23 protein-coding genes are annotated in these 21,078 nt (G+C 40.8%); 22 read left to right on the plus strand and 1 reads right to left on the minus strand.

The window, feature by feature from the left end; all coding sequences use genetic code 11:
- Nucleotides 1–158: 158 nt before the first annotated feature.
- The 8 genes from hrcA (at nucleotide 159) to deoC (ending at nucleotide 8,939) form a co-directional block, all read left to right on the plus strand.
- Nucleotides 159–1,199: a heat-inducible transcriptional repressor HrcA gene (gene hrcA, locus ACXADT_RS10425; protein ID WP_270179342.1), complete on the plus strand. Its 1,041-nt coding sequence runs from the start codon at nucleotides 159–161 to the stop codon at nucleotides 1,197–1,199.
- Between the two features lie 49 nt (nucleotides 1,200–1,248).
- Nucleotides 1,249–1,854 (plus strand): nucleotide exchange factor GrpE, encoded by a 606-nt coding sequence (grpE, locus tag ACXADT_RS10430; protein ID WP_270180595.1) that lies wholly within the window; start codon nucleotides 1,249–1,251, stop codon nucleotides 1,852–1,854.
- Nucleotides 1,855–1,884: 30 nt separating this feature from the next.
- On the plus strand, nucleotides 1,885–3,723 hold the full coding sequence (gene dnaK, locus ACXADT_RS10435) for a molecular chaperone DnaK (protein WP_474835270.1): 1,839 nt from the start codon (nucleotides 1,885–1,887) through the stop codon (nucleotides 3,721–3,723).
- Between the two features lie 213 nt (nucleotides 3,724–3,936).
- Complete coding sequence (gene dnaJ / locus ACXADT_RS10440; protein ID WP_474811044.1) at nucleotides 3,937–5,046, plus strand: molecular chaperone DnaJ; 1,110 nt, start codon at nucleotides 3,937–3,939, stop codon at nucleotides 5,044–5,046.
- 94 nt (nucleotides 5,047–5,140) lie between these two features.
- Complete coding sequence (gene prmA / locus ACXADT_RS10445; protein ID WP_270179339.1) at nucleotides 5,141–6,085, plus strand: 50S ribosomal protein L11 methyltransferase; 945 nt, start codon at nucleotides 5,141–5,143, stop codon at nucleotides 6,083–6,085.
- Nucleotides 6,086–6,093: 8 nt separating this feature from the next.
- A complete protein-coding gene (locus tag ACXADT_RS10450) occupies nucleotides 6,094–6,846 on the plus strand; it encodes a 16S rRNA (uracil(1498)-N(3))-methyltransferase (protein WP_474835268.1) in 753 nt (250 codons plus the stop codon).
- Nucleotides 6,847–6,850: 4 nt separating this feature from the next.
- Nucleotides 6,851–8,206 (plus strand): tRNA (N(6)-L-threonylcarbamoyladenosine(37)-C(2))-methylthiotransferase MtaB, encoded by a 1,356-nt coding sequence (gene mtaB / locus ACXADT_RS10455; RefSeq protein ID WP_474811048.1) that lies wholly within the window; start codon nucleotides 6,851–6,853, stop codon nucleotides 8,204–8,206.
- A gap of 61 nt (nucleotides 8,207–8,267) precedes the next feature.
- On the plus strand, nucleotides 8,268–8,939 hold the full coding sequence (gene deoC, locus ACXADT_RS10460; protein ID WP_270179336.1) for a deoxyribose-phosphate aldolase: 672 nt from the start codon (nucleotides 8,268–8,270) through the stop codon (nucleotides 8,937–8,939).
- Nucleotides 8,940–8,975: 36 nt separating this feature from the next.
- Here deoC and ACXADT_RS10465 read toward each other — a convergent pair whose 3' ends face one another.
- Entirely contained in the window at nucleotides 8,976–9,908 is a 933-nt protein-coding gene (locus tag ACXADT_RS10465) for a Na/Pi symporter (protein WP_474835266.1), read from the minus strand.
- A gap of 191 nt (nucleotides 9,909–10,099) precedes the next feature.
- On the opposite strand from ACXADT_RS10465, the gene rpsU reads away from it, so the two are divergent.
- The 14 genes from rpsU to ACXADT_RS10535 all read left to right on the plus strand — a co-directional run bounded on the left by rpsU (nucleotide 10,100) and on the right by ACXADT_RS10535 (nucleotide 21,054).
- The gene (rpsU, locus tag ACXADT_RS10470; RefSeq protein ID WP_224593651.1) at nucleotides 10,100–10,276 is read left to right on the plus strand and encodes a 30S ribosomal protein S21; all 177 of its coding nucleotides are present in this window, start codon (nucleotides 10,100–10,102) and stop codon (nucleotides 10,274–10,276) included.
- 17 nt (nucleotides 10,277–10,293) lie between these two features.
- Nucleotides 10,294–10,737 (plus strand): GatB/YqeY domain-containing protein, encoded by a 444-nt coding sequence (locus tag ACXADT_RS10475; RefSeq protein ID WP_270179334.1) that lies wholly within the window; start codon nucleotides 10,294–10,296, stop codon nucleotides 10,735–10,737.
- Nucleotides 10,738–10,938: 201 nt separating this feature from the next.
- Nucleotides 10,939–12,246, plus strand: a complete 1,308-nt coding sequence (locus tag ACXADT_RS10480) for an NfeD family protein (protein ID WP_474835264.1) — start codon at nucleotides 10,939–10,941, stop codon at nucleotides 12,244–12,246.
- A 24-nt stretch (nucleotides 12,247–12,270) separates the two neighbouring features.
- Nucleotides 12,271–13,260, plus strand: a complete 990-nt coding sequence (floA, locus tag ACXADT_RS10485) for a flotillin-like protein FloA (RefSeq protein ID WP_270179332.1) — start codon at nucleotides 12,271–12,273, stop codon at nucleotides 13,258–13,260.
- A gap of 27 nt (nucleotides 13,261–13,287) precedes the next feature.
- A complete protein-coding gene (locus ACXADT_RS10490) occupies nucleotides 13,288–13,728 on the plus strand; it encodes a hypothetical protein (RefSeq protein WP_270179331.1) in 441 nt (146 codons plus the stop codon).
- A 142-nt stretch (nucleotides 13,729–13,870) separates the two neighbouring features.
- Nucleotides 13,871–14,164: a sporulation protein YqfC gene (gene yqfC / locus ACXADT_RS10495; protein ID WP_270179330.1), complete on the plus strand. Its 294-nt coding sequence runs from the start codon at nucleotides 13,871–13,873 to the stop codon at nucleotides 14,162–14,164.
- 38 nt (nucleotides 14,165–14,202) lie between these two features.
- Complete coding sequence (gene yqfD / locus ACXADT_RS10500; protein ID WP_474835262.1) at nucleotides 14,203–15,390, plus strand: sporulation protein YqfD; 1,188 nt, start codon at nucleotides 14,203–14,205, stop codon at nucleotides 15,388–15,390.
- Between the two features lie 6 nt (nucleotides 15,391–15,396).
- Complete coding sequence (locus ACXADT_RS10505) at nucleotides 15,397–16,359, plus strand: PhoH family protein (protein ID WP_474835260.1); 963 nt, start codon at nucleotides 15,397–15,399, stop codon at nucleotides 16,357–16,359.
- Nucleotides 16,360–16,525: 166 nt separating this feature from the next.
- Nucleotides 16,526–18,652: an HD family phosphohydrolase gene (locus ACXADT_RS10510; RefSeq protein ID WP_474835258.1), complete on the plus strand. Its 2,127-nt coding sequence runs from the start codon at nucleotides 16,526–16,528 to the stop codon at nucleotides 18,650–18,652.
- Nucleotides 18,649–19,113 carry an rRNA maturation RNase YbeY gene (ybeY, locus tag ACXADT_RS10515; RefSeq protein ID WP_474835256.1) on the plus strand — a complete coding sequence of 155 codons (465 nt, stop codon included), beginning with the start codon at nucleotides 18,649–18,651 and terminating at the stop codon, nucleotides 19,111–19,113. The genes ACXADT_RS10510 and ybeY overlap by 4 nt, the downstream gene beginning before the upstream one ends.
- Before the next feature lie 28 nt (nucleotides 19,114–19,141).
- Nucleotides 19,142–19,492 (plus strand): diacylglycerol kinase family protein, encoded by a 351-nt coding sequence (locus tag ACXADT_RS10520; protein WP_270179326.1) that lies wholly within the window; start codon nucleotides 19,142–19,144, stop codon nucleotides 19,490–19,492.
- Between the two features lie 14 nt (nucleotides 19,493–19,506).
- Nucleotides 19,507–19,905, plus strand: coding sequence for a cytidine deaminase (locus tag ACXADT_RS10525; RefSeq protein WP_474811062.1), 399 nt, complete (start codon nucleotides 19,507–19,509; stop codon nucleotides 19,903–19,905).
- Nucleotides 19,898–20,806 carry a GTPase Era gene (gene era / locus ACXADT_RS10530; RefSeq protein ID WP_270179324.1) on the plus strand — a complete coding sequence of 303 codons (909 nt, stop codon included), beginning with the start codon at nucleotides 19,898–19,900 and terminating at the stop codon, nucleotides 20,804–20,806. The genes ACXADT_RS10525 and era overlap by 8 nt, the downstream gene beginning before the upstream one ends.
- Before the next feature lie 101 nt (nucleotides 20,807–20,907).
- Nucleotides 20,908–21,054: a YqzL family protein gene (locus tag ACXADT_RS10535; protein WP_474811065.1), complete on the plus strand. Its 147-nt coding sequence runs from the start codon at nucleotides 20,908–20,910 to the stop codon at nucleotides 21,052–21,054.
- Nucleotides 21,055–21,078 lie beyond the last annotated feature (24 nt).

The raw sequence follows: 21,078 nt of genomic DNA on the forward strand, positions 1-21,078 counted from the left end.
TCGGTCAAAAGTATCGCCCGTTCAGCGTTTCAGAAGCGGGTCTAAAAGCAACGACCACAACACGTAACGTAATCATTGACAACTAAAATAATTTTCTGTTACCTTATTATTAGATTTAGCACTCGAGGAAACAGAGTGCTAACAGAGGTGATGAGAGGATGTTAACTGAACGTCAACTGTTTATTTTACAGATTTTGATCGAGGATTACATTCGAACTGCTGAAGCTGTAGGATCACGCACGCTCTCAAAGCGAAAAGAAGTAACGTTTAGTTCAGCTACAATTCGTAATGAGCTTGCAGATTTAGAAGATATGGGGTTTATTGAGAAAACTCACAGTTCTTCAGGTCGTGTTCCTTCAGAAAAAGGCTATCGCTTCTATGTAGACAATCTTCTATCACCGCCAGTCTTATCTAACAGTGATGTGAAAGATATTCACTCGCTTTTTGCAGAAAAAATGGTCGAGGTTGAGAAAGTTATCCAGCAATCTGCTAAGATCCTTTCTGAACTAACACAGTATACATCGATTATTCTTGGTCCTGAGGTTTTCGAAACAAAGCTTCGCCAGGTGCAAATCATACCACTCTCGAAAGAGACGGCCGTCGTAATTCTGGTAGCTGACAGTGGCCACGTGGAGAATCAAACCATTAAGATTCCACCATCTGTAAGCATGTCTGATATCGAAAAGGTCGTTAACATTATGAACGAACGTCTTAAAGATGTTCCATTAGTATCACTTAAATCGACCATGATGCAAGAGATGGCTACAGTTTTGAAAAAACACATAGAAAACTATAATCAAGTGAATACGATGCTTGATAATCTTTTTCTCTATACCAATGCAGAAAAAGTGTACTACGGCGGTAAGACGAACATTCTAGCTCAGCCCGAATTCAAAGATGTTGAGAAAGTAAGACTATTATTAAACACCTTTGAGCAGGATGATTTGATGTACAACATCCTTCGTCCTGAGAAGAAAGGGATCGAAGTTAGAATCGGTCAGGAGAATGATCTTGAGGCGATGCAGGAATGTAGTATCGTGACAGCAGACTACTTTATCGAAGGGAAACGTATGGGGTCTCTCGCTTTACTTGGACCAACGAGAATGGAATATCACCGTTCGATGAGTCTTTTAGGCTTTCTGGCGAATGACCTTACGAGTACATTAACTGAGCGATATCGAAGTTTCAAACACTGGTAATTTGGTAATAGTGAAAAGGGTGGGAGATCGATATCTTCCATCTATTTCTATGAATATACATGTAGATTACGTTGGGGAGGTGAAATTCGTGGAAAAGCAGAACAGTCATCATGAGGAAGAGATCGTAACTGAAGAAGCTGAAAATCTTGAACAAGAAGTTGAAGAAAATCAGGAATCTGAGGTTATCGAACCTGAAATGAATGAGGAATCAGAGCTTGAAAGCTTGCAGAAGCAAGTTGATGAGCTTGAAAATAAATATTTGCGTACACAGGCGGAGTATGATAACTTCCGTCGTAGAACGCGTGAAGAGCGCAGTGCTGATGCGAAATATCGTTCTCAAAAACTTGCTGAAGAACTTCTACCGGCAATCGATAATTTTGAGCGAGCGCTTGCTGTTCAAAGCGATCATGAAGAAGTGAATTCTCTACTAACTGGCATGGAGATGGTCTATCGTCAGCTAAAAGATGCTCTTGCAAAAGAAGGTATTGAAGAAGTAGGAGCACAAGGGGAAGAATTTAACCCTCACCTGCATCAGGCAGTTATGCAAGTCGAATCAGATGAGTATGATTCAGATGTCATTGTAGAAGTGTTGCAAAAAGGGTACAAGTTGAACGAACGTGTCCTTAGACCTGCAATGGTAAAAGTAAGTTCATAATTACATATGAAGATATAGGAGGTAGAAACAATGAGTAAGATTATTGGTATTGATCTTGGTACAACAAACTCTTGTATTGCTGTTATGGAAGGCGGCGAAGCGACGGTAATTCCTAACCCAGAAGGTAACCGTACGACACCTTCAGTAGTAGCATTCAAAGATGATGAAAGACTAGTGGGTGAGGTTGCAAAGCGTCAAGCGATCACGAACCCAAACACGATTCAGTCAATCAAGCGTCATATGGGTACAGACTACAAAGTCGATGTAGAAGGTAAGTCTTATTCTCCACAGGAAATCTCAGCGATTATCCTTCAAAAACTTAAGTCTTACGCAGAAGACTATCTTGGTGAAGGCGTAGAAAAAGCTGTTATCACAGTACCTGCATACTTTAACGATGCTGAGCGTCAAGCAACAAAAGATGCTGGTAAAGTTGCTGGTCTAGAAGTTGAGCGTATTGTAAACGAGCCAACGGCTGCGGCGCTTGCTTATGGTCTAGATAAAGAAGACGAAGATCAAACTATCCTTGTCTTTGACCTTGGTGGTGGTACATTCGACGTATCTATCCTAGAATTAGGCGGAGGCGTATTCGAAGTTAAATCAACAGCTGGTGACAACCGTCTAGGTGGAGATGACTTTGACCAAGTGATCATCGATCACCTTGTTGCTGAATTCAAGAAGGAGAACGGTGTAGACCTTTCTCAAGATAAGATGGCACTTCAGCGTTTGAAAGATGCTGCTGAGAAAGCGAAGAAAGACCTTTCTGGAGTAGCTCAAACTCAGATTTCACTTCCATTTATTACGGCTGATGCTTCTGGTCCTAAACACCTTGAGCTTAACTTGACTCGTGCTAAATTCGAAGAACTTTCTGCAAACCTTGTAGAACGTACAATGGGACCTACTCGTCAGGCTCTTAAAGATGCTGGCATGTCACCTTCTGAAATTGACAAGGTTATCCTTGTAGGTGGTTCTACTCGTATTCCTGCAGTACAAGATGCGATCAAGAAAGAAACTGGTCAAGATCCACATAAAGGCGTTAACCCTGATGAAGTAGTTGCACTTGGTGCAGCAATCCAGGCTGGTGTTATCGCTGGTGATGTGAAGGACGTTGTTCTTCTAGACGTAACACCACTTTCACTTGGTATCGAAACAATGGGCGGCGTATTTACAAAGCTTATCGAGCGTAATACAACGATCCCAACAAGTAAATCACAAACATTCTCGACTGCAGCTGATAACCAGCCTTCAGTAGATATCCATGTGCTTCAAGGTGAGCGTGAGATGGCTCAGTACAACAAGACACTCGGTCGCTTCCAGTTGACTGATATTCCTCCAGCTCCAAGAGGAACTCCTCAAATCGAAGTATCATTTGATATCGACAAAAACGGTATCGTGAACGTTCGTGCGAAGGATCTTGGTACAAACAAAGAGCAATCTATCACAATCAAATCATCAAGCGGTCTTTCTGATGAAGAAATTGAGAACATGGTGAAGGATGCTGAAGCGAACGCAGAAGAAGATAAGAAGCGTCGTGAAGACGTAGAAACTCGTAACGAAGCAGATCAGCTTGTCTTCACTACTGAGAAAACTCTTAAAGACCTCGAAGGTCAAGTAGAGGAAGAAGAAGTGAACAAAGCTAATGAAGCGAAAGACAAAGTTAAAGCTGCTCTAGAGAATGATGACATTGAAGCGATTCGTTCAGCAAAAGATGAACTTCAAGAAGTTGTTCAAGCTCTAACGACTAAGATGTATGAGCAAGCAGCTCAAGCTCAACAGGCTCAGCAAGCTGAAGGCGCTGGTTCTGAAGCGAAGCAAGATGACAACGTCGTTGATGCTGAATACGAAGAAGTTAATGAAGACGACAAAAAGTAATAAATAAGATAAAGAAAAAGTCAAAGTCAAGCGTATCTCGGCTTTGACTTTTTTCTTAGTGTAAGCACGTTCTTAATAAAAGGTGGCGCGGCCATTCTATCTTTCGTTTTAATATGACGATGCCGGCCTGCGGGTCTTGCAATATAGTATTGCAGTTCGTAATAAATCAATGGTAAGATAAAGGTTATGTGAAGAGAATCGGGAGTGGATACGATGAGTAAACGAGACTATTATGAGGTGCTTGGCGTAAGCAAAGATGCCTCAGAAGCTGAGATGAAAAAAGCTTATCGAAAGCTTGCTAAACAATACCACCCGGATATCAACCAGGAACCGGGGGCAGATGAAAAGTTTAAGGAAATAACTGAAGCATATGAAGTGCTGAAGGATCCGCAGAAAAAGGCACAATACGATCAATTTGGTCATACTGATCCTAACCAAGGATTTGGAGGCGCAGGTGGCGACTTTGGCGGCTTTGGTGATATTTTCGATATGTTCTTTGGCGGCGGAGGTCGAAGAAATCCAAACGCACCGAGACAAGGTGCTGATCTCCAATATGCGATGACACTTACTTTTGAAGAAGCGGCTTTCGGAAAAGAAACGGATATTTATATTCCAAAAGAAGAAGATTGTTCTACATGTGAAGGTTCGGGTGCTAAGCCTGGAACTACACCTGAGACGTGCCACCACTGTGGAGGTAATGGTCAGCTTAACGTGGAGCAGAACACACCATTTGGTCGTGTTGTAAACCGAAGAGTATGCCATCACTGTGAAGGTACAGGCAAACTTGTTAAAGACAAATGTAAAACATGCCGTGGAAAAGGTAAAGTTGAAGTTAAGAAGAAAATTCATGTTAAGATGCCTGCTGGAATTGACGAGGGTCAACAGATTCGAATCACTGGAAAAGGTGAAGAAGGCGTTAACGGTGGACCTCCAGGAGATCTTTTCGTTGTCGTCTATGTTAAGCCGCATGAGTTTTATGAGAGAAACGGAGACGACGTGCATTGTGAAATGCCGATTACATTTGCTCAAGCTGGTCTTGGCGATGAAATTGAAGTACCAACCCTTCATGGTAAAGTCATGCTGAAAGTTCCAGCTGGAACGCAAAGCGGCACAAACTTCAGATTAAAGGGCAAAGGGATACAAAATGTACGTGGTTACGGTCAAGGTGATCAACACGTGAAGATCCAAGTTGTAACTCCGAAACATTTAACTGATCGCCAGAAAGAACTTTTACGTGAATTTGGTGAGATATCTGGGCAAGTACCTGAGGAACAGCATGAGAATTTTTTCGCTAAAGTGAAAAAAGCGTTTAAAGGGGAATAACAAAGGAGAAAGCTGGTAACAGGAAGCAGGTCTAGTGATTAGACCTGCCTGTTTCCTTTCCGAGAAAAAAGGATCCAAAGAGGAGTGGAAATGAATGAAATGGTCTGAGATTAGCATTCATACAACAAATGAAGCGATAGAAGCAATATCGAATATATTGCATGAAGCCGGTGCAAGTGGGGTGGTTATAGAAGACCCTATGGACCTTGTTAAAGTTTGGGATACCTCGTTCGGAGAAGTCTACCAGCTTAATCCAGATGATTACCCTGAAGAAGGGGTTGTTCTTAAAGCATACTTACCTGTGAATAGTTTTCTTGGTGAAACCGTTGAACAAATAAAGGAAGCGATCAATGGGTTGCTTGTGTATGATATCGACCTTGGACGAAACACAGTTCAGATTAGTGAAGTAAACGAAGAAGAGTGGGCAACAGCTTGGAAGAAATACTATAAGCCAGTCAAAATATCTGAGCGAATAACCATCACTCCAACTTGGGAAGAGTACACGCCGGTTAATACAGATGAGATCATTATTGAACTTGATCCAGGAATGGCGTTTGGTACAGGAACTCATCCGACTACTGTCATGTGCGTTCAAGCGCTTGAAAGGATTATCGAACCTGGTCAAAAGGTGATTGATGTTGGAACTGGCTCTGGAGTATTAAGTATTGCCGCTGCAAGCCTCGGAGCTGAGACTGTTGAGGCGTTAGATCTTGATGATATCGCTGTTAAGAGTGCGTACTTAAACGCAAAACTTAATAAGATTCATAATAAGATAGATGTCAGACAGAACAACTTACTTGATAATGTAGAGGATACGTATGACGTGGTCGTTGCAAACCTTCTATCGGAAATCATAGTGCGTTTTACTGATGATGTAGCGAGAGTACTTAAGCCTGGTGGAGCGTTCATTACTTCAGGTATTATTACCGCGAAAAAGCAAGAAGTTAAGCAGTCGATTATGGAACAAGGTCTTGTAATAGAGGAAACTCTCCAAATGGAAGACTGGGTTGCTTTCATAGCTAGAAAGCCCGTCGAGTAGGGAATTCAATGCAAAGATATTTCATTCCAGATGCTACCATAAATGATGAGACGATTAAGATAGACGGTGAAGATGTCAAGCATATAGCTAAAGTCATGAGGATGGAGGCGGGCGATGAAATCATCGTTTGTTCTTCTTCTGGACAATCAGCTGTATGCGAATTAACAAGTGTGGAACAGGGCCAGGTGTTAGCAAAGCCTGTTCGATGGTTAGATGAAGACAAGCAACTGCCTCTATGTGTGACCATCGTTCAAGGTTTACCAAAAGGGGATAAACTGGAGTTGGTCATCCAAAAAGGCACAGAGCTTGGAGCAGATCAGTTTGTTCCTTTTAAAGCAGAGCGTTCTATTGTAAAATGGGATAAGCAAAAAAGCGACAAAAAACTACAAAGGTTAAATAAGATTGCAAAAGAAGCCGCTGAACAATCTCACCGAACGACGATTCCCGCAATCGATGAGCCTTGTACGCTCTCACAGCTTATCGCATTAAGCGAGTCTTATGACCATAAGATCATTGCTTTTGAAGAAGAAGCAAAAGCTGGAGAATCTTCAAAACTTGCTCAAACGCTTCAACAAGCGAATGAGAATGACCGTTTCCTAGTTGTATTTGGTCCTGAGGGTGGTCTCTCAGACAATGAAGTAAGAAAACTTGAAGAGTCAGGTTTTACTTCCTGTGGTCTGGGTCCACGAATTTTGCGAACTGAGACGGCTGCTTTATATGTACTTGCAGCAATCTCATATCATTTTGAATTAATGAGGTGATCCTATGCCTTCAGTTGCTTTCCATACATTAGGTTGTAAAGTTAATCATTATGAAACGGAAGCGATATGGCAGTTATTTAAAGAACAAGACTATGAAAGAGTCGAGTTCGATCATGCTTCGGACGTATATGTAATCAATACGTGTACGGTTACGAATACTGGTGACAAGAAGAGTCGCCAGGTTATTAGGCGTGCGATCAGAAAGAACCCAGATGCAGTCATCTGTGTTACGGGCTGCTACGCACAAACGTCCCCTGCAGAAATAATGGCTATACCAGGGGTAGACGTTGTAGTTGGTACACAAGACAGAGTTAAAATGCTCGATTATATCGAACAATATAAACGAGAAAGAGAGCCTGTAAACGGCGTAAGCAATATTATGAAGGCTCGAGTATATGAAGAACTAGAGGTACCTGCCTTTACTGACAGGACTCGTGCATCCTTGAAGATTCAAGAAGGTTGTAATAATTTCTGTACGTTCTGTATAATCCCATGGGCTAGAGGCCTCTTACGCTCTAGAGAACCAGAAGCAGTTATCGAACAGGCGCAACAGCTTGTTCAAGCTGGATACAAGGAGATCGTTCTTACAGGCATCCATACAGCAGGATATGGAGAAGACCTTAAAGATTACAACTTTGCTCAACTTTTACGTGATTTGGACGCAAAAGTGGATGGTTTGAAGCGTATAAGGATCTCTTCTATCGAAGCTAGCCAAGTTACTGACGAAGTTATAGAAGTATTGAATGCTTCGGACAAAGTTGTGCCACACCTCCATATTCCACTTCAGTCTGGATCGAATACGGTTCTTCAAAGAATGAGAAGAAAATATTCGATGGAAATGTTCGGAGAACGTCTTGAACGTTTGAAAAAGGCTCTACCTGGACTCGCGATTACGTCTGATGTGATCGTTGGCTTCCCTGGTGAAACTGACGAAGAGTTTAAGGAAACATATGATTTTATTTCGAAACACAAATTCTCAGAACTGCACGTTTTCCCATTTTCTAAACGTACAGGAACACCTGCTGCAAGAATGGATGATCAGGTTGATGAAGAAGTGAAGAATAAACGTGTTCATCAATTAATTGAGCTTTCGAATCAGCTTGCAAAAGAATATGCTTCTCAATATGAAGGTGAAGTACTGGAAGTAATTCCCGAAGAAAAATTCAAAGATTCACCTGAATCTAACTTATATGTAGGGTATACTGCTAACTATATGAAGGTAATTGTTGAAGCTTCTGAAGAAATGATTGGTAAGATCGTTAAAGTAAAGATCACGAAAGCTGGATATCCTTATAACGAAGGACAGTTTGTTAGAGTGATGAACGAAGAGGAACCAGCTTCAGCTGTTGCATCATTATAAATTAAGGACTGCCGAACTCCTTAAGTTTCGGCATACATAAGATTTGGAAGGATGATATGAAATGAACCAAGAACTAGCAAACATGATCGATCACACTGCACTTAAACCTGATACTACTCGTGAGCAAGTAGAAAAGCTTTGTCAAGAAGCAAGAGAGTTTAATTTTGCATCTGTATGTGTAAACCCTACATGGATTACATTAGCAGCTGACATGCTTAAGGGTGCAGAAGCGAAAGTATGTACAGTAATCGGTTTCCCTCTTGGAGCTACGACTACAGAAACAAAAGCATTTGAAACGAAAGATGCGATCGAAAAAGGTGCAACTGAAGTGGATATGGTAATCAATATCGCTGAGTTAAAAGCGGGTAACGATGACTATATCGTTAACGACATCAACGCAGTTGTAGAAGCAGCAAAAGGCAAAGCACTTGTAAAAGTTATCATCGAAACGTGCCTTCTAACTGACGAAGAGAAGAAGCGTGCTTGTGAACTAGCTGTTAAAGCTGGAACAGATTACGTGAAAACTTCTACTGGATTCTCTACTGGTGGTGCAACTCCTGAAGATATTAAGCTTATGAGAGAAACTGTTGGACCTGAAATCGGCGTTAAAGCTTCAGGTGGCGTACGTGACCTTGCAGGAGCACAAGCAATGATCGATGCTGGAGCTACTCGTATCGGTGCAAGCGCAGGAGTAAAAATCGTACAAGGCGAAACTGCTGACACAGATTATTAAGAGTAACTAAAAAACCAACCCCTAGGGGTTGGTTTTTTATATTGCCTTGCCGCCATGTAGGCGTTCAATCATAGTAGCAAGGATGCCGGCTAAAGGTAAGAAAAGCAGGGATGAAAACACATTGAATATGATTGAGACGTGAGCGAGTTGCACATCTGGTAATGTGGTAACGTATTCCACCATTCTACTGAACACGTCGATTAAAGGATAAAACAACAATACACCAAGAACATTGATCCAAATGTGTGCATAAGCTGATAATTTAGCTTCTCTCGAACTTCCGATACTTGCGAGCCATGCAGTTACACATGTGCCAATGTTAGCTCCATATAGAATCGCGATTGCAGAAGGAAGTGTGAGCAAATCTTGATTGATGAAGCTCATTGTAATTCCAGTCGTAGCTGAGCTCGATTGAATAAGCGCAGTAAGGATCGTTCCAATTCCTATCCCGTAGAGTAAACTCGTGTTCGTTTCGTTAATAATGTGATCGAAAAAAGATAAAGATGATAGCGGAATGGACATTGCTTCAAGCCCGTGCATCGAGACAAAGATACATCCTAGTCCAAACAAAACTGTTCCGATACTAAAAAGGATTTGTTTTCTAATCTGTAAGAAGATGAAGCCTACAATCAATAAAGGTATCGTAAACTGATCAGGATTCAATGTCATTAGTTCTGTTGTAATCGTAGTACCGATGTTAGCACCGAGTATAATACCGATTGATTGTCTAAATGTTAACAGCTTTGTGGCGATCAGCCCTACAGTTATAACCATGACAGCTGAACTGCTCTGGATGAGGGCAGTCACGAGCATCCCCATGATGAGACCTCGAAAAGGAGTTGCTGTCATCGAGGTTAACAATCTCTCAACCTTAGCTTGAGAAAACGTTTGGAGGCCGATGCGAAGAATCGCCATACCAAATAGAAAGATACTGATAAAAACGATAAACGATGCCACGTAGGGACTCATATCTCGCCATCTCCTCTCCATAGAAAGTGTATGGACAGGACCGGGAACACATGCTTGTTTTTTATCAACATAAAAAAATCAAATAAAGAAATGTTGATAAACCGTTCGGCATGTATTATAATTGCAGGTGACATGTCTTTGTTAGAAAGTCATGTGTTATGATTGTGTATGTTTTGGAGGGAGGGATAGAGATGGCGGAAACTCGCGTGCGTAAGAACGAGTCGATCGATGATGCTCTGCGTCGCTTCAAGAGAACGGTTTCTAAAGAAGGCACTTTGGCTGAAGTTAAGAAGCGCAAGCACTATGAAAAGCCAAGTGTAAAGCGTAAAAAGAAATCTGAGGCAGCAAGGAAAAAGCGTAAGTTCTAAGAGAGGGTGTTAGGTCAGTGAGTCTAAATGACCGTTTAACAGCAGATATGAAAGTAGCGATGAAGAACAAGGAAAAGCAGAAACTATCTGTTATTCGTATGGTGAAATCTTCACTTCAGAATGAGTCCATTAAATTGGGTCATGACCTGACGGAAGAGGAAGAACTTACCGTTCTCACTCGCGAAGTTAAGCAACGCAAAGACTCCCTCCAAGAATTTGACAAAGCTGGTCGAAGTGATCTTGTGCAGAATCTCGATGAAGAGCTGTCGATTTTAACTGCCTACCTGCCGAAACAATTGTCTGAAGAGGAAGTCGAAACACTAGTTCAGCAAGTGATTGCAGAAACTGGTGCTACTTCCAAACAGGAAATGGGTAAGGTAATGGGTGCGCTTATGCCTAAAGTAAAAGGCAAAGCGGACGGCGGACTTGTAAATCGCCTTGTACAAAAGAACTTATCATAAATATGATCAAGCTAAATCACGCCCTGTGTAAGCAGGGCGTGTTTTTATGTATTGTGTCACAATTCTTGCTAGCTTTTCCTTATTCAATTTGTCATACTTATAGTAAATTACATACATTTTTGAAACCTGTTTGTGAGTTGATCCGTATATATAGAAAGCTTGAAAGGAGGGATTGACATCAGAAATGACGCCATCAAGCTAATGGGAATCATCGCGGTCTTAATGGCTATTGGATTCTCGTTCTTTGGACAAAGTGCAAACGGGCAAGGAGAAGGACAGGTCGTTTATTTTATACCTGTTGAGCAGGAAGTTGAACGTGGTCTAGAGGCATTTTTGAAGCGATCGATCGAGGATGCTGAAGAAGCTGGTGCAGACCATATTGTTCTAGAAATAGATACGCCTGGTGGTGCAGTAAACGCTGCGGATAATATTGGTGAAATAATCAAAGCAACAGACGTACCGATCACTGCGTATATCGCTGATAGAGCTTTATCTGCCGGTGCTTATATAGCTCTCAATACAGATCAAATCATAATGGAGCCAGGTGCATTGATAGGATCAGCGGCTATAATCGATCAATCAGGTAATACTGCTGGTAAGAAAGCTGAGTCGTTTTGGCATGCAGCGATGAAATCAGCAGCTGAATTGAACGATCGTGACCCAGAAATCGCGCTTGCAATGGCTGATCCAGACGTTGATCTACCTAAGTACAACGCACCAAAAGGGGAATTATTGACCCTTAATGATGTGGAAGCTAGTGAAGTGGGGTACTCCGAAGGTACTGCTGAGGACAGGACAGAGTTAGTGCAAATACTTAATCTTTCTGATGCAAAAATGATGGATGCTGAAGTCACCATAGCTGAAAAGATAGCTAGGTTCGTTACAAATCCAATCATCATACCCATCTTACTTTCTATTGGGAGTTTAGGTCTCGTATTGGAGCTCTATTCTCCAGGTTTTGGGATCCCTGGATTCATGGGTGCAGGTGCACTATTGCTATTCTTTTTTGGACATATGATAGCCGGTTTTGCAGGGTGGGAATCTATCTTGTTGTTAATAACTGGTATCGTCCTAATTCTTGTGGAAATCTTTATGCCGGGCTTTGGTATATTCGGTGTATTGGGAGCATTAGGAATTGTGGGGAGCATCGTGCTTGGCTCAGGTCAGTCATTACAGTATGTATTGATTGCAGTTCTGTTAGCAGTGGCAATAACAATCGGCGGCTCTTACCTCTTTATCAAATTATTTGGCTATCGAGGTTTTTTCAAAAAGATTGTTCTATCTGATTCTACCAAGTCAGAGCAAGGGTATGTATCGAACGTCTCTCGAAATGAGCTGATTGGAAATGAAGGTACTACGGTGACGCCATTACGGCCTGCTGGAATAGCAGATTTCGGTGATGAACGATTGGACGTTGTTACAGAAGGTGATTATATACCAGTAGGTACCACTATTACGATTACGAAAGTCAACGGATCGCGCATTGTTGTTCGAACCGTTAACAAATAAAAAGGAATTATAGGGAGGAAAACAATGGATACAGGTTCATTAGGTTTGATCATTATAGTCGGTCTTGTGATTATTGGTCTTGCGATCTTATTCACATTTGTACCGGTAATGCTATGGATTTCAGCTCTCGCAGCTGGTGTAAGGGTAAGTATTTTTAATCTTGTAGGAATGAGATTAAGACGTGTTATTCCATCACGTGTTATTAACCCTCTTATCAAGGCTGTTAAAGCAGGTCTTGATCTGAGTACGAACCAATTAGAGAGTCATTACTTAGCGGGTGGTAACGTTGACCGAGTTGTAAACGCGTTGATCGCTGCCCACCGTGCTAACATCGAACTTAGCTTCGAGCGTTGTGCAGCAATTGACCTTGCAGGTCGTGATGTGCTTGATGCAGTTCAAATGAGTGTTAATCCAAAAGTTATCGAAACTCCGTTTATCGCTGGTGTTGCGATGGATGGGATCGAAGTAAAAGCGAAAGCAAGAATTACAGTACGTGCAAACATCGACCGCCTTGTGGGTGGTGCTGGTGAAGAGACTGTTATTGCTAGGGTTGGAGAAGGGATCGTAAGTACAATCGGTTCTTCTCACGATCATAAGAAGGTACTGGAAAATCCAGATATGATTTCTCAAACCGTTCTATCAAAAGGTTTGGATGCAGGAACAGCATTTGAAATTTTGTCGATCGATATTGCAGATATCGATATCGGTAAAAACATTGGAGCTGTACTTCAAACTGATCAGGCAGAAGCAGACAAGAATATTGCACAAGCGAAGGCAGAAGAGCGCCGTGCGATGGCTGTTGCTCAAGAGCAAGAGATGAGAGCAAGAGTTGAAGAAATGAGAGCGAAAGTTGTGGAAGCTGAAGCCGAAGTACCAATGGCTATGGCAGAGGCACTGCGTTCAGGGAATATTGGTGTAATGGATTATATGAACCTAAAAAACATTGAAGCCGATACTGATATGCGCGATATGATTGGAAAATCAGATCAAGAAGAAGATGAGGATGATCGTTAATAATCCTCTCAGCAGATGGAGGTGACGATGTTGGAGGGTATTATTGAATTACTGTTAAATAACATCGTTTTCGTAATTATTGCAATCGGAGGGATCTTAAGTTTCTTCAAGCGAATGGGCTCGGAGGAAGAGGAAACAAAGCCTCCTTCTGGTCCTAGACGAAGCATAGGGCCAAATCAGGAGAATCCCTATTCATACGAGGACAACTCTTCAGAGCAGAGCTTTGATTTAAAACCGGAGCAGTATGATGCTTACGAAGAGGCTTTAGAACGTATCTCATCTAGAGATAATGCGTCTGAAGAACTTAAGGTGTATAAGCCAAATTCTTCAAAGCACCGTGAGTTTGGTGGAATTTCTATAAAGAAGAAGGATGTTAAGAAAGGGGTTATCTGGTCAGAGATCCTCGGACCTCCACGGTCAAAAAACCCGCATCCTTCAATGATGAAGATGAAGAATTCCAGAAGGTAATATATAGGTCTCATTCATCTTATTAAGCCGTCGAGAAAAACTCGGCGGCTTTTTTGTATGGAAAATGGTTTAGAGTACTTTGATGAAAAAGTGATAGTTTGGCTTTGAATATCATAAAGATGAGATGAAAGGGGGAGTATCCATGGCAAAATGGAGGCATGGCCTAAAGGGATGGTTAACGAGTAGATTAAAGCTTCCTGCAGATGCAGTCATGGACTTACCGCGTATCACAATGGTGGGACAGCTTCATATTTACATAGAAAACCACCAGGGTGTATTAAAATTTTCTAATGAAGAAGTACGACTCCTCCTAAAACAGGGTCAGTTGTTGATAAAAGGAAAAGACTTCATGCTAAAAACGATACTGCCAGAGGAAATTTTGCTCGAGGGAAAAATCGAACACGTTTCCTACCTTGAGAGACCTGAAGACTTGTAGGGGCTTTCAAGACCCGAACTGAATACAGGGGGTCAATGATGAAAGAATATATTCGAGAACTCTTTTCAGGATACGTTCGGATTAAAGTCGTGGGAAGTTATACTGAATTGTTTATTAACCGCTGTATCGAATACGGCATTCCCATCTGGAATATCAAACGCATAGATGAACAAACAATCGTATTATCCTTATATATTTCTGATATTAGGAGGATAAGACCACATTTAAAAAGGACGAGATGTAAGGTTAGAATCCATGAGCGAAAAGGATTTCCGTTTATGGTTCAAAGAATTGTTACATCTAGAGGGTTTCTTGCTGGAGTAATCGGTTCTATTTTATTGATCTTGATTTTATCCAATATGGTCTGGGCAATCTCCGTTAATGGTGCATCACCTGAAGTAGAGCACAAGCTTAGAAAAGCTGCGTATGAACTTGGTATCAAAAAAGGGAAGTTCATTTTCCAGCTTCCTACCAACCAGGAAATCCAGCAGGAGCTCTCAGAAAGTTTGAAAGAAGTGACATGGATCGGTGTTAAACGAAATGGAACCTCATATCATTTTCAGGTTGTTCAGAAACAACTTCCTGAAAAAGAGCCTGCCGCAGATCCTAGACATATCGTTGCAAAAAAGAAAGCTGTGATTACGAAAATGTACGTTGAAGAGGGTCAAGCTAAAGTGAAGGAAAATGCATATGTAAAACCAGGTCAGTTATTAATATCAGGGTTTATTGGGAAAGAAGAAAAAAGCCAACTCGTTCCTGCTAGAGGAAAAGTTTACGGTAGAACATGGTACGTCTCATCTGTTGATATTCCACTAAACTCTTCATTTGTGACGCACACGGGTGAGAGCAAAACGAATTATTCTTTACGAGTTTATGGGTTCAATATTCCTATTTGGGGATTTAAAGCACCCGATTTTAAGCATTACGAAGTGAACGAGCGCGAAACAAATTTCCGCTTTCTTAAATGGCAATTGCCAATTTCGATCTCATTCAAGCATATGTTAGAAACGAAAGAGGTCGAGCGAACATATACAAATAAAGAAGCGGTTGATGCAGCACTGACTGTTGCTCGTGAAGACATTAAGGATAAAACAGCGGAAGATGCTGAAATTAAAACAGAAAAGATTTTGCACGAGAAGGTAGAGAATGGTAAAGTAAACGTAAAGATACACTTTGAAGTGATAGAGGAAATTGGAAAAAATATACCTATTGTTCAAGGAGATTGAGGTCTATTGACAGAACGAGTTGTTGACTTATCATTACAATTAGAAAATTCTAACGAAGCTCAGACTCTATTTGGTCCAGGAGATGAGCATCTCAAAATAATCGAAGAAGCACTAGAGGTTTCACTGGTTACGCGTGGTGAAGGGATAACTGTAAAAGGCAGCGAAGAGGCTGTTGATATGGTGAAGGACGTTATGTCCACCCTTCAGTCACTTATTAAACGAGGAGCTAGCATCTCTGGTAGAGATGTTGTATATGCATGTCAACTTGTTCAACAAGGCATGATCGATCAGCTCCTTGAGCTCTATCAAGAAGAAATCACTACGAACGCAAAAGGTAAACCTATTAAAGTCAAAACTTTAGGGCAACGTCACTATGTGTCTGCTATGAAGAAGAACGACTTAGTATTTGGAATAGGGCCCGCAGGTACAGGGAAAACCTATCTAGCTGTCGTAATGGCGGTAGCAGCATTAAAATATAATCAAGTAAAGAAGATTGTGTTAACTCGTCCTGCTGTGGAAGCTGGGGAGAGCTTAGGCTTCCTGCCGGGTGATTTAAAAGAGAAGGTCGATCCTTATTTACGCCCTTTATATGACGCTTTGCACGATGTGTTAGGAGTCGAACAAACCTCACGCTTAATTGAACGTGGGACGATTGAAATTGCCCCGTTAGCATATATGAGAGGTAGAACACTTGATGATAGCTACGTTATTCTAGACGAAGCTCAGAATACCACATCTCAGCAAATGAAAATGTTCTTAACAAGATTAGGGTTCGGTTCTAAGATGGTTATCACTGGTGATATCACACAGATCGACTTACCAAAAGGCAAAGAGTCTGGACTCGCTGCAGCCGAAAAAATATTGAATCGAGTGAAAGATGTTTCGTTCATCTATCTTCAGCAAACGGATGTTGTACGTCATCCTCTCGTTCAAAGGATTATTGACGCGTACGAACATACCGATAAGTAATCATAAACTACCTGAGTTCTACACAAATAGAGCTTGGGTAGTTTTTGTTTTGAAAAGCTGTTTGATGTGCTTATTTTGTCTATTCTCATCCTTTTTGAAGAGAATTCTGATAAAATATTAGAAGGGTATTCGTGTTAAGGGTTAAATCTGTGAGGTGAAGCAATTGATGTTTACGAGGATTAAGAGCTTTATCCAGCATAATCTCCGTCATCTTGAAGGTGGTCAAATAACCAAGTGGTCGTTATATGCTGTAGCTGCAATCGTTATGTACGTAACCATGCTTTCAAATGTAATACCAGAGTCTTTAAATATTTCTTTGTATTCAAGAGCCAATCATGATATTGCTTCACCGATTACGATCGAAAATAGAAAAGCAACTGAAGAAGCACGTTCCAAAGCCGCTCAAATCGAAGGCAAATATGTTTATAGAGATGAAGTGCTGCAAGGTCAAGTAGACAATCTCAATGACTTGTTCACAGGAATCGAGAAAGTAAAGATGACTGAAGAAGGCGATAAAACGGTCACAGAACAACTAACAGAATTAAGAACACTTTTATCATCTTCTATGGCTGAAGATATTAGCAATGATACGCTGAAACCATTATTAGAAGCAGAACGTACTCAGATCAGCTTAATTAAGGAACTTACGCTTTCTGAAGTGATGGAAGTAATGACAGATAAAGTTTCGATCGACAACCTAGAACAAGCACAAAGCGATGTTGAAACGAGCTTATCGTTAACTTCTTTGCCAAAGGATCAAAAACAAGCTATGATAACAGTTGCTCAACAGGCAATCGTTCCTAACTATTTTTTAGACCCTGAATTAACTGAGCAAAGTCGGCAGGAAGCGATTGAATCCGTTCAACCTGTTATGATTCGAGAGGGTCAGATCATCGTTCAAGAAGGTATGATCATCAATCGAGAAGTGATGGACAATCTTAGACTAGCAGGGCTGTTAGATGACGGCTTCGATCCTATCCCATATATCGGTTTAGCATTACTCGTCCTGTTGCTAACAGGCTATTTATATTATTTCGTTCAAGATATTGAAGATCGGGTGCGTACGAAAAACACGAATCTTTTAATTATTGTACTAGTGTTTTTTAGTACCTTGCTCGTATTGAAACTTTCTAGTCTACTCGGTACGGTCGAGTTTCCTGGTATTACATATATCGTACCAGCGGCTGTAGGATCTATGCTTATAAAGATGTTGTTTAATGAGCAGATTGCAATCGCTTCCAGTCTATTGTTCGCTGTATGTGCAGGTGTGTTTTTTAATGGAGAAATTACTGGACCTATGAACGCTTCACTTTCCTTTTATGTACTCATGAGTTCGTTGTCCGGTGTGTTTTTTCTCGGTAGAAGAAACCTCCGCTCGAATATTCTTAAGGCTGGTTTGCTCGTTTCATTGATAAACATTTTATCTGTGGCAATATTATTAATGTTGAAGAATGGTCAATATGGTGGTGTTGAAATCGGATACCATATGATATTCGCTTTCCTATCCGGGTTTCTATCATCTGTTCTTACATTAGGGTTGATGCCATTTTTTGAAGCTGGGTTTCGAATTGTATCGACTACCAGGTTAATCGAGCTATCAAGTCCGAATCATCCTCTTTTAAGAAAAATACTCGTTGAAACGCCAGGAACGTATCATCATAGTGTCATGGTCGCAAATTTATCTGAAGCTGCTTGTGAGGCGATTGGAGCGAACGGACTTTTAGCTAGAGTTGGAGCGTATTATCACGATATTGGGAAAACGAAGAGACCTCACTTTTTTATTGAAAACCAAATGAACATGGAAAATCCACATGATAAGATTGCTCCGCAGTTGAGTAAAACAATCATAATCTCTCATGCTACGGATGGAGCAGATATGTTAAGGAAACATCGCCTTCCGAAGGAAATCGTGGATATCGCTGAACAACATCATGGTACAAGTTTGTTGAAATATTTTTATTACAAAGCACTCGAGCATACAGACCATGGAATTCCAGAATCAGATTTCCGTTACCCAGGTCCTAAAGCACAAACAAAGGAAGCTGCTGTTGTAGGAATCGCAGATTGTATTGAGGCTGCTGTAAGGTCTATGCCGAAGCCGAATCCTGACAAAATTGAGACGCTCGTTAAGAAGATCATCACAGAAAGGCTCGAAGATGGACAATTCGATGAGTGTGATCTATCACTGAGGGAGCTCGATATTGTAGCCAAAACGATACTCGAAACCTTAAACGGCATCTTTCATAGTAGAATCGAGTATCCAACAGAAATAAAAAAGAAGGTGACATCATGAGCATAGAAATAGAATTTTTTGATGAAACAAAGAAGATAACAGAGGAACATTTTAAGCTGATCAATGATTTACTTAGTTATGCAGCAGAAAAAGAAGAAGTAAAGGGTAGTGAACTGTCCATTACATTCGTTGATGCAGATAGAATTACTGAGATCAACCGAGAATACCGCGGCAAGGATTATGCTACAGATGTTATCTCATTTGCACTTGATGACGGTGAAGAAGATCCGGTTATTTTCGGTGAAGATTTCCCTCACTTACTCGGTGAAATTGTGATTTGTGTAGAGAAAATTTCAGAACAAGCAAATGAATATAACCATAGTTTCGAAAGAGAGCTAGGCTTCCTTACTGTTCATGGGTTTCTTCATCTACTAGGTTACGACCATATGACTGAAGAAGACGAAAAGGAAATGTTTGATAAACAGAAGGACATTCTGGAGCAATATGGACTTACACGATAGGAACTCAAAATCCAGGCTTACACGATTTTTGAATAGCTTCAAATACGCGTCACAAGGGTTCAACTATTTAATTCGAAATGAGCAAAACTTTCTATTTCACCTTATCGTAGGGATGATCGTACTAATCATGGGACTCATTCTAAACTTATCATTAGTGAAAATGAGTATCCTACTATGTGTAATCGGAATCATGTTAAGTATTGAAGCCCTAAATACAGGCATCGAAAGAGTGGTTGATTTGGTTACGGAAGAAGAGCATCCTATAGCTAAGGTAGCAAAAGATGTATCAGCAGCAGCAGTCTTTCTTTTTGCGATTATTTCGGTTATAATCGGATTCCTTCTATTTTTTGAACCAATCACACGTTTGTTACAGTCATAAGGAGGCTACAAAACATGGATAAAAAAATGTTGATAGAAGAGGCAAGAAAAGCAAGAGAAATGGCATATGTGCCATATTCGAAATTCAAAGTAGGAGCAGCATTACTATCAGAAGATGGTACTGTATTTGGCGGGTGTAACATTGAGAATGCTGCGTACAGTATGTGTAATTGTGCTGAACGAACCGCTCTATTTAAAGCATATTCAGAAGGTCACACGAAATATAGCGCGATTGCAGTCATTGCAGATACGAACCGACCAGTACCTCCGTGTGGAGCGTGTCGACAGGTTATCTCTGAACTATGTGACCCAGCTATGCAAGTGATCCTTACTAATCTAGATGGACAAATTCAAGAATTAACAGTCAGTGAATTGCTTCCTGGCGCATTTTCACCGGAGGACTTAAATGAGTAAAGAAGCGTTTAAATCTGGCTTTGTTTCCATAATCGGCAGGCCAAATGTTGGTAAATCGACGTTGTTGAACCACGTGATTGGCCAAAAAATCGCCATTATGAGTGATAAAGCACAAACAACACGAAACAAAGTACAAGGAGTTTATACATCGAACGATGCACAAGTTGTCTTCATCGATACTCCAGGAATCCATAAACCTAAGCATAAATTAGGCGATTTTATGATAAAAATGGCCCAGAGCTCGCTGAATGAAGTTGATCTTATCCTATTTGTGATCAACGCTGAAGAAGGATATGGAGCAGGAGATCAATACATCATCGAACGTTTACAAAACGTTGATAGTCCTGTTTTCCTAGTCATTAATAAAATTGACCAAGTTCATCCAGATGAACTATTTCCATTGATTGATTTTTATAAAGATAAATATTCATTTGCAGAAGTCGTTCCTATTTCTGCTTTGCAAGGAAACAATGTGAATACCTTACTCGAACAGGTTATTAGTTATATGGAAGAAGGTCCTCAATACTACCCGAGTGACCATGTTACAGACCATCCAGAACGGTTTATTGTTTCTGAACTTGTTAGGGAGAAAGTCCTTCATTTAACGAGAGAAGAAATTCCTCATTCCGTAACTGTTGTAACCGAACAAATGAAACAGCGAGAAGGATCAGATGTGATCGATATCCACGTAACCGTCGTTGTAGAGCGGTCTTCTCAAAAAGGTATCATCATTGGAAAACAAGGAAAGATGCTTAAAGAGATTGGAAAGAGAGCAAGAAAAGATATCGAATCGTTGTTAGGATCAAGGGTTTACATGGAAATCTGGGTAAAAGTAGTGAAGGATTGGAGAAACAAAATGACTTCACTCAGAGACTACGGCTATAAAGAAGACGATTATTAAGAAAAAATTTGTCAAATATTCCATCACATAAACCAACATAACAAAGGTCAAGCTACTTAGTAAGAGGAAAACTTTTTACAAATTGAAAGGTGGGATCTGAGATGTTGGAATTTACCTGGAAAGTGTTTTGTGAAACAGGAAACATCGATACTTATCTTCTTTTAAAGGAAATGGAATTCCTGGATACAGAAGATGCTGAGCCACTGATAGAACATGAAGAGGTGCCTCGTACACACTTGACATTGTGATGGAATTAGAGACAAGGAATGGGT

This window comes from Anaerobacillus sp. ABR4_321 (assembly GCF_056158505.1).

Bases quoted from the DNA above. Each gene is read 5' to 3' on its own strand.
- hrcA (WP_270179342.1), top strand. From the start codon at position 159: ATGTTAACTGAACGTCAACTGTTTATTTTACAGATTTTGATCGAGGAT.
- grpE (WP_270180595.1), top strand. From the start codon at position 1,249: ATGAATATACATGTAGATTACGTTGGGGAGGTGAAATTCGTGGAAAAG.
- dnaK (WP_474835270.1), top strand. From the start codon at position 1,885: ATGAGTAAGATTATTGGTATTGATCTTGGTACAACAAACTCTTGTATT.
- dnaJ (WP_474811044.1), top strand. From the start codon at position 3,937: ATGAGTAAACGAGACTATTATGAGGTGCTTGGCGTAAGCAAAGATGCC.
- prmA (WP_270179339.1), top strand. From the start codon at position 5,141: ATGAAATGGTCTGAGATTAGCATTCATACAACAAATGAAGCGATAGAA.
- ACXADT_RS10450 (WP_474835268.1), top strand. From the start codon at position 6,094: ATGCAAAGATATTTCATTCCAGATGCTACCATAAATGATGAGACGATT.
- mtaB (WP_474811048.1), top strand. From the start codon at position 6,851: ATGCCTTCAGTTGCTTTCCATACATTAGGTTGTAAAGTTAATCATTAT.
- deoC (WP_270179336.1), top strand. From the start codon at position 8,268: ATGAACCAAGAACTAGCAAACATGATCGATCACACTGCACTTAAACCT.
- ACXADT_RS10465 (WP_474835266.1), bottom strand. From the start codon at position 9,908: ATGAGTCCCTACGTGGCATCGTTTATCGTTTTTATCAGTATCTTTCTA.
- rpsU (WP_224593651.1), top strand. From the start codon at position 10,100: ATGGCGGAAACTCGCGTGCGTAAGAACGAGTCGATCGATGATGCTCTG.
- ACXADT_RS10480 (WP_474835264.1), top strand. From the start codon at position 10,939: ATGGGAATCATCGCGGTCTTAATGGCTATTGGATTCTCGTTCTTTGGA.
- floA (WP_270179332.1), top strand. From the start codon at position 12,271: ATGGATACAGGTTCATTAGGTTTGATCATTATAGTCGGTCTTGTGATT.
- ACXADT_RS10490 (WP_270179331.1), top strand. From the start codon at position 13,288: ATGTTGGAGGGTATTATTGAATTACTGTTAAATAACATCGTTTTCGTA.
- yqfC (WP_270179330.1), top strand. From the start codon at position 13,871: ATGGCAAAATGGAGGCATGGCCTAAAGGGATGGTTAACGAGTAGATTA.
- yqfD (WP_474835262.1), top strand. From the start codon at position 14,203: ATGAAAGAATATATTCGAGAACTCTTTTCAGGATACGTTCGGATTAAA.
- ACXADT_RS10510 (WP_474835258.1), top strand. From the start codon at position 16,526: ATGTTTACGAGGATTAAGAGCTTTATCCAGCATAATCTCCGTCATCTT.
- ybeY (WP_474835256.1), top strand. From the start codon at position 18,649: ATGAGCATAGAAATAGAATTTTTTGATGAAACAAAGAAGATAACAGAG.
- ACXADT_RS10525 (WP_474811062.1), top strand. From the start codon at position 19,507: ATGGATAAAAAAATGTTGATAGAAGAGGCAAGAAAAGCAAGAGAAATG.
- era (WP_270179324.1), top strand. From the start codon at position 19,898: ATGAGTAAAGAAGCGTTTAAATCTGGCTTTGTTTCCATAATCGGCAGG.
- ACXADT_RS10535 (WP_474811065.1), top strand. From the start codon at position 20,908: ATGTTGGAATTTACCTGGAAAGTGTTTTGTGAAACAGGAAACATCGAT.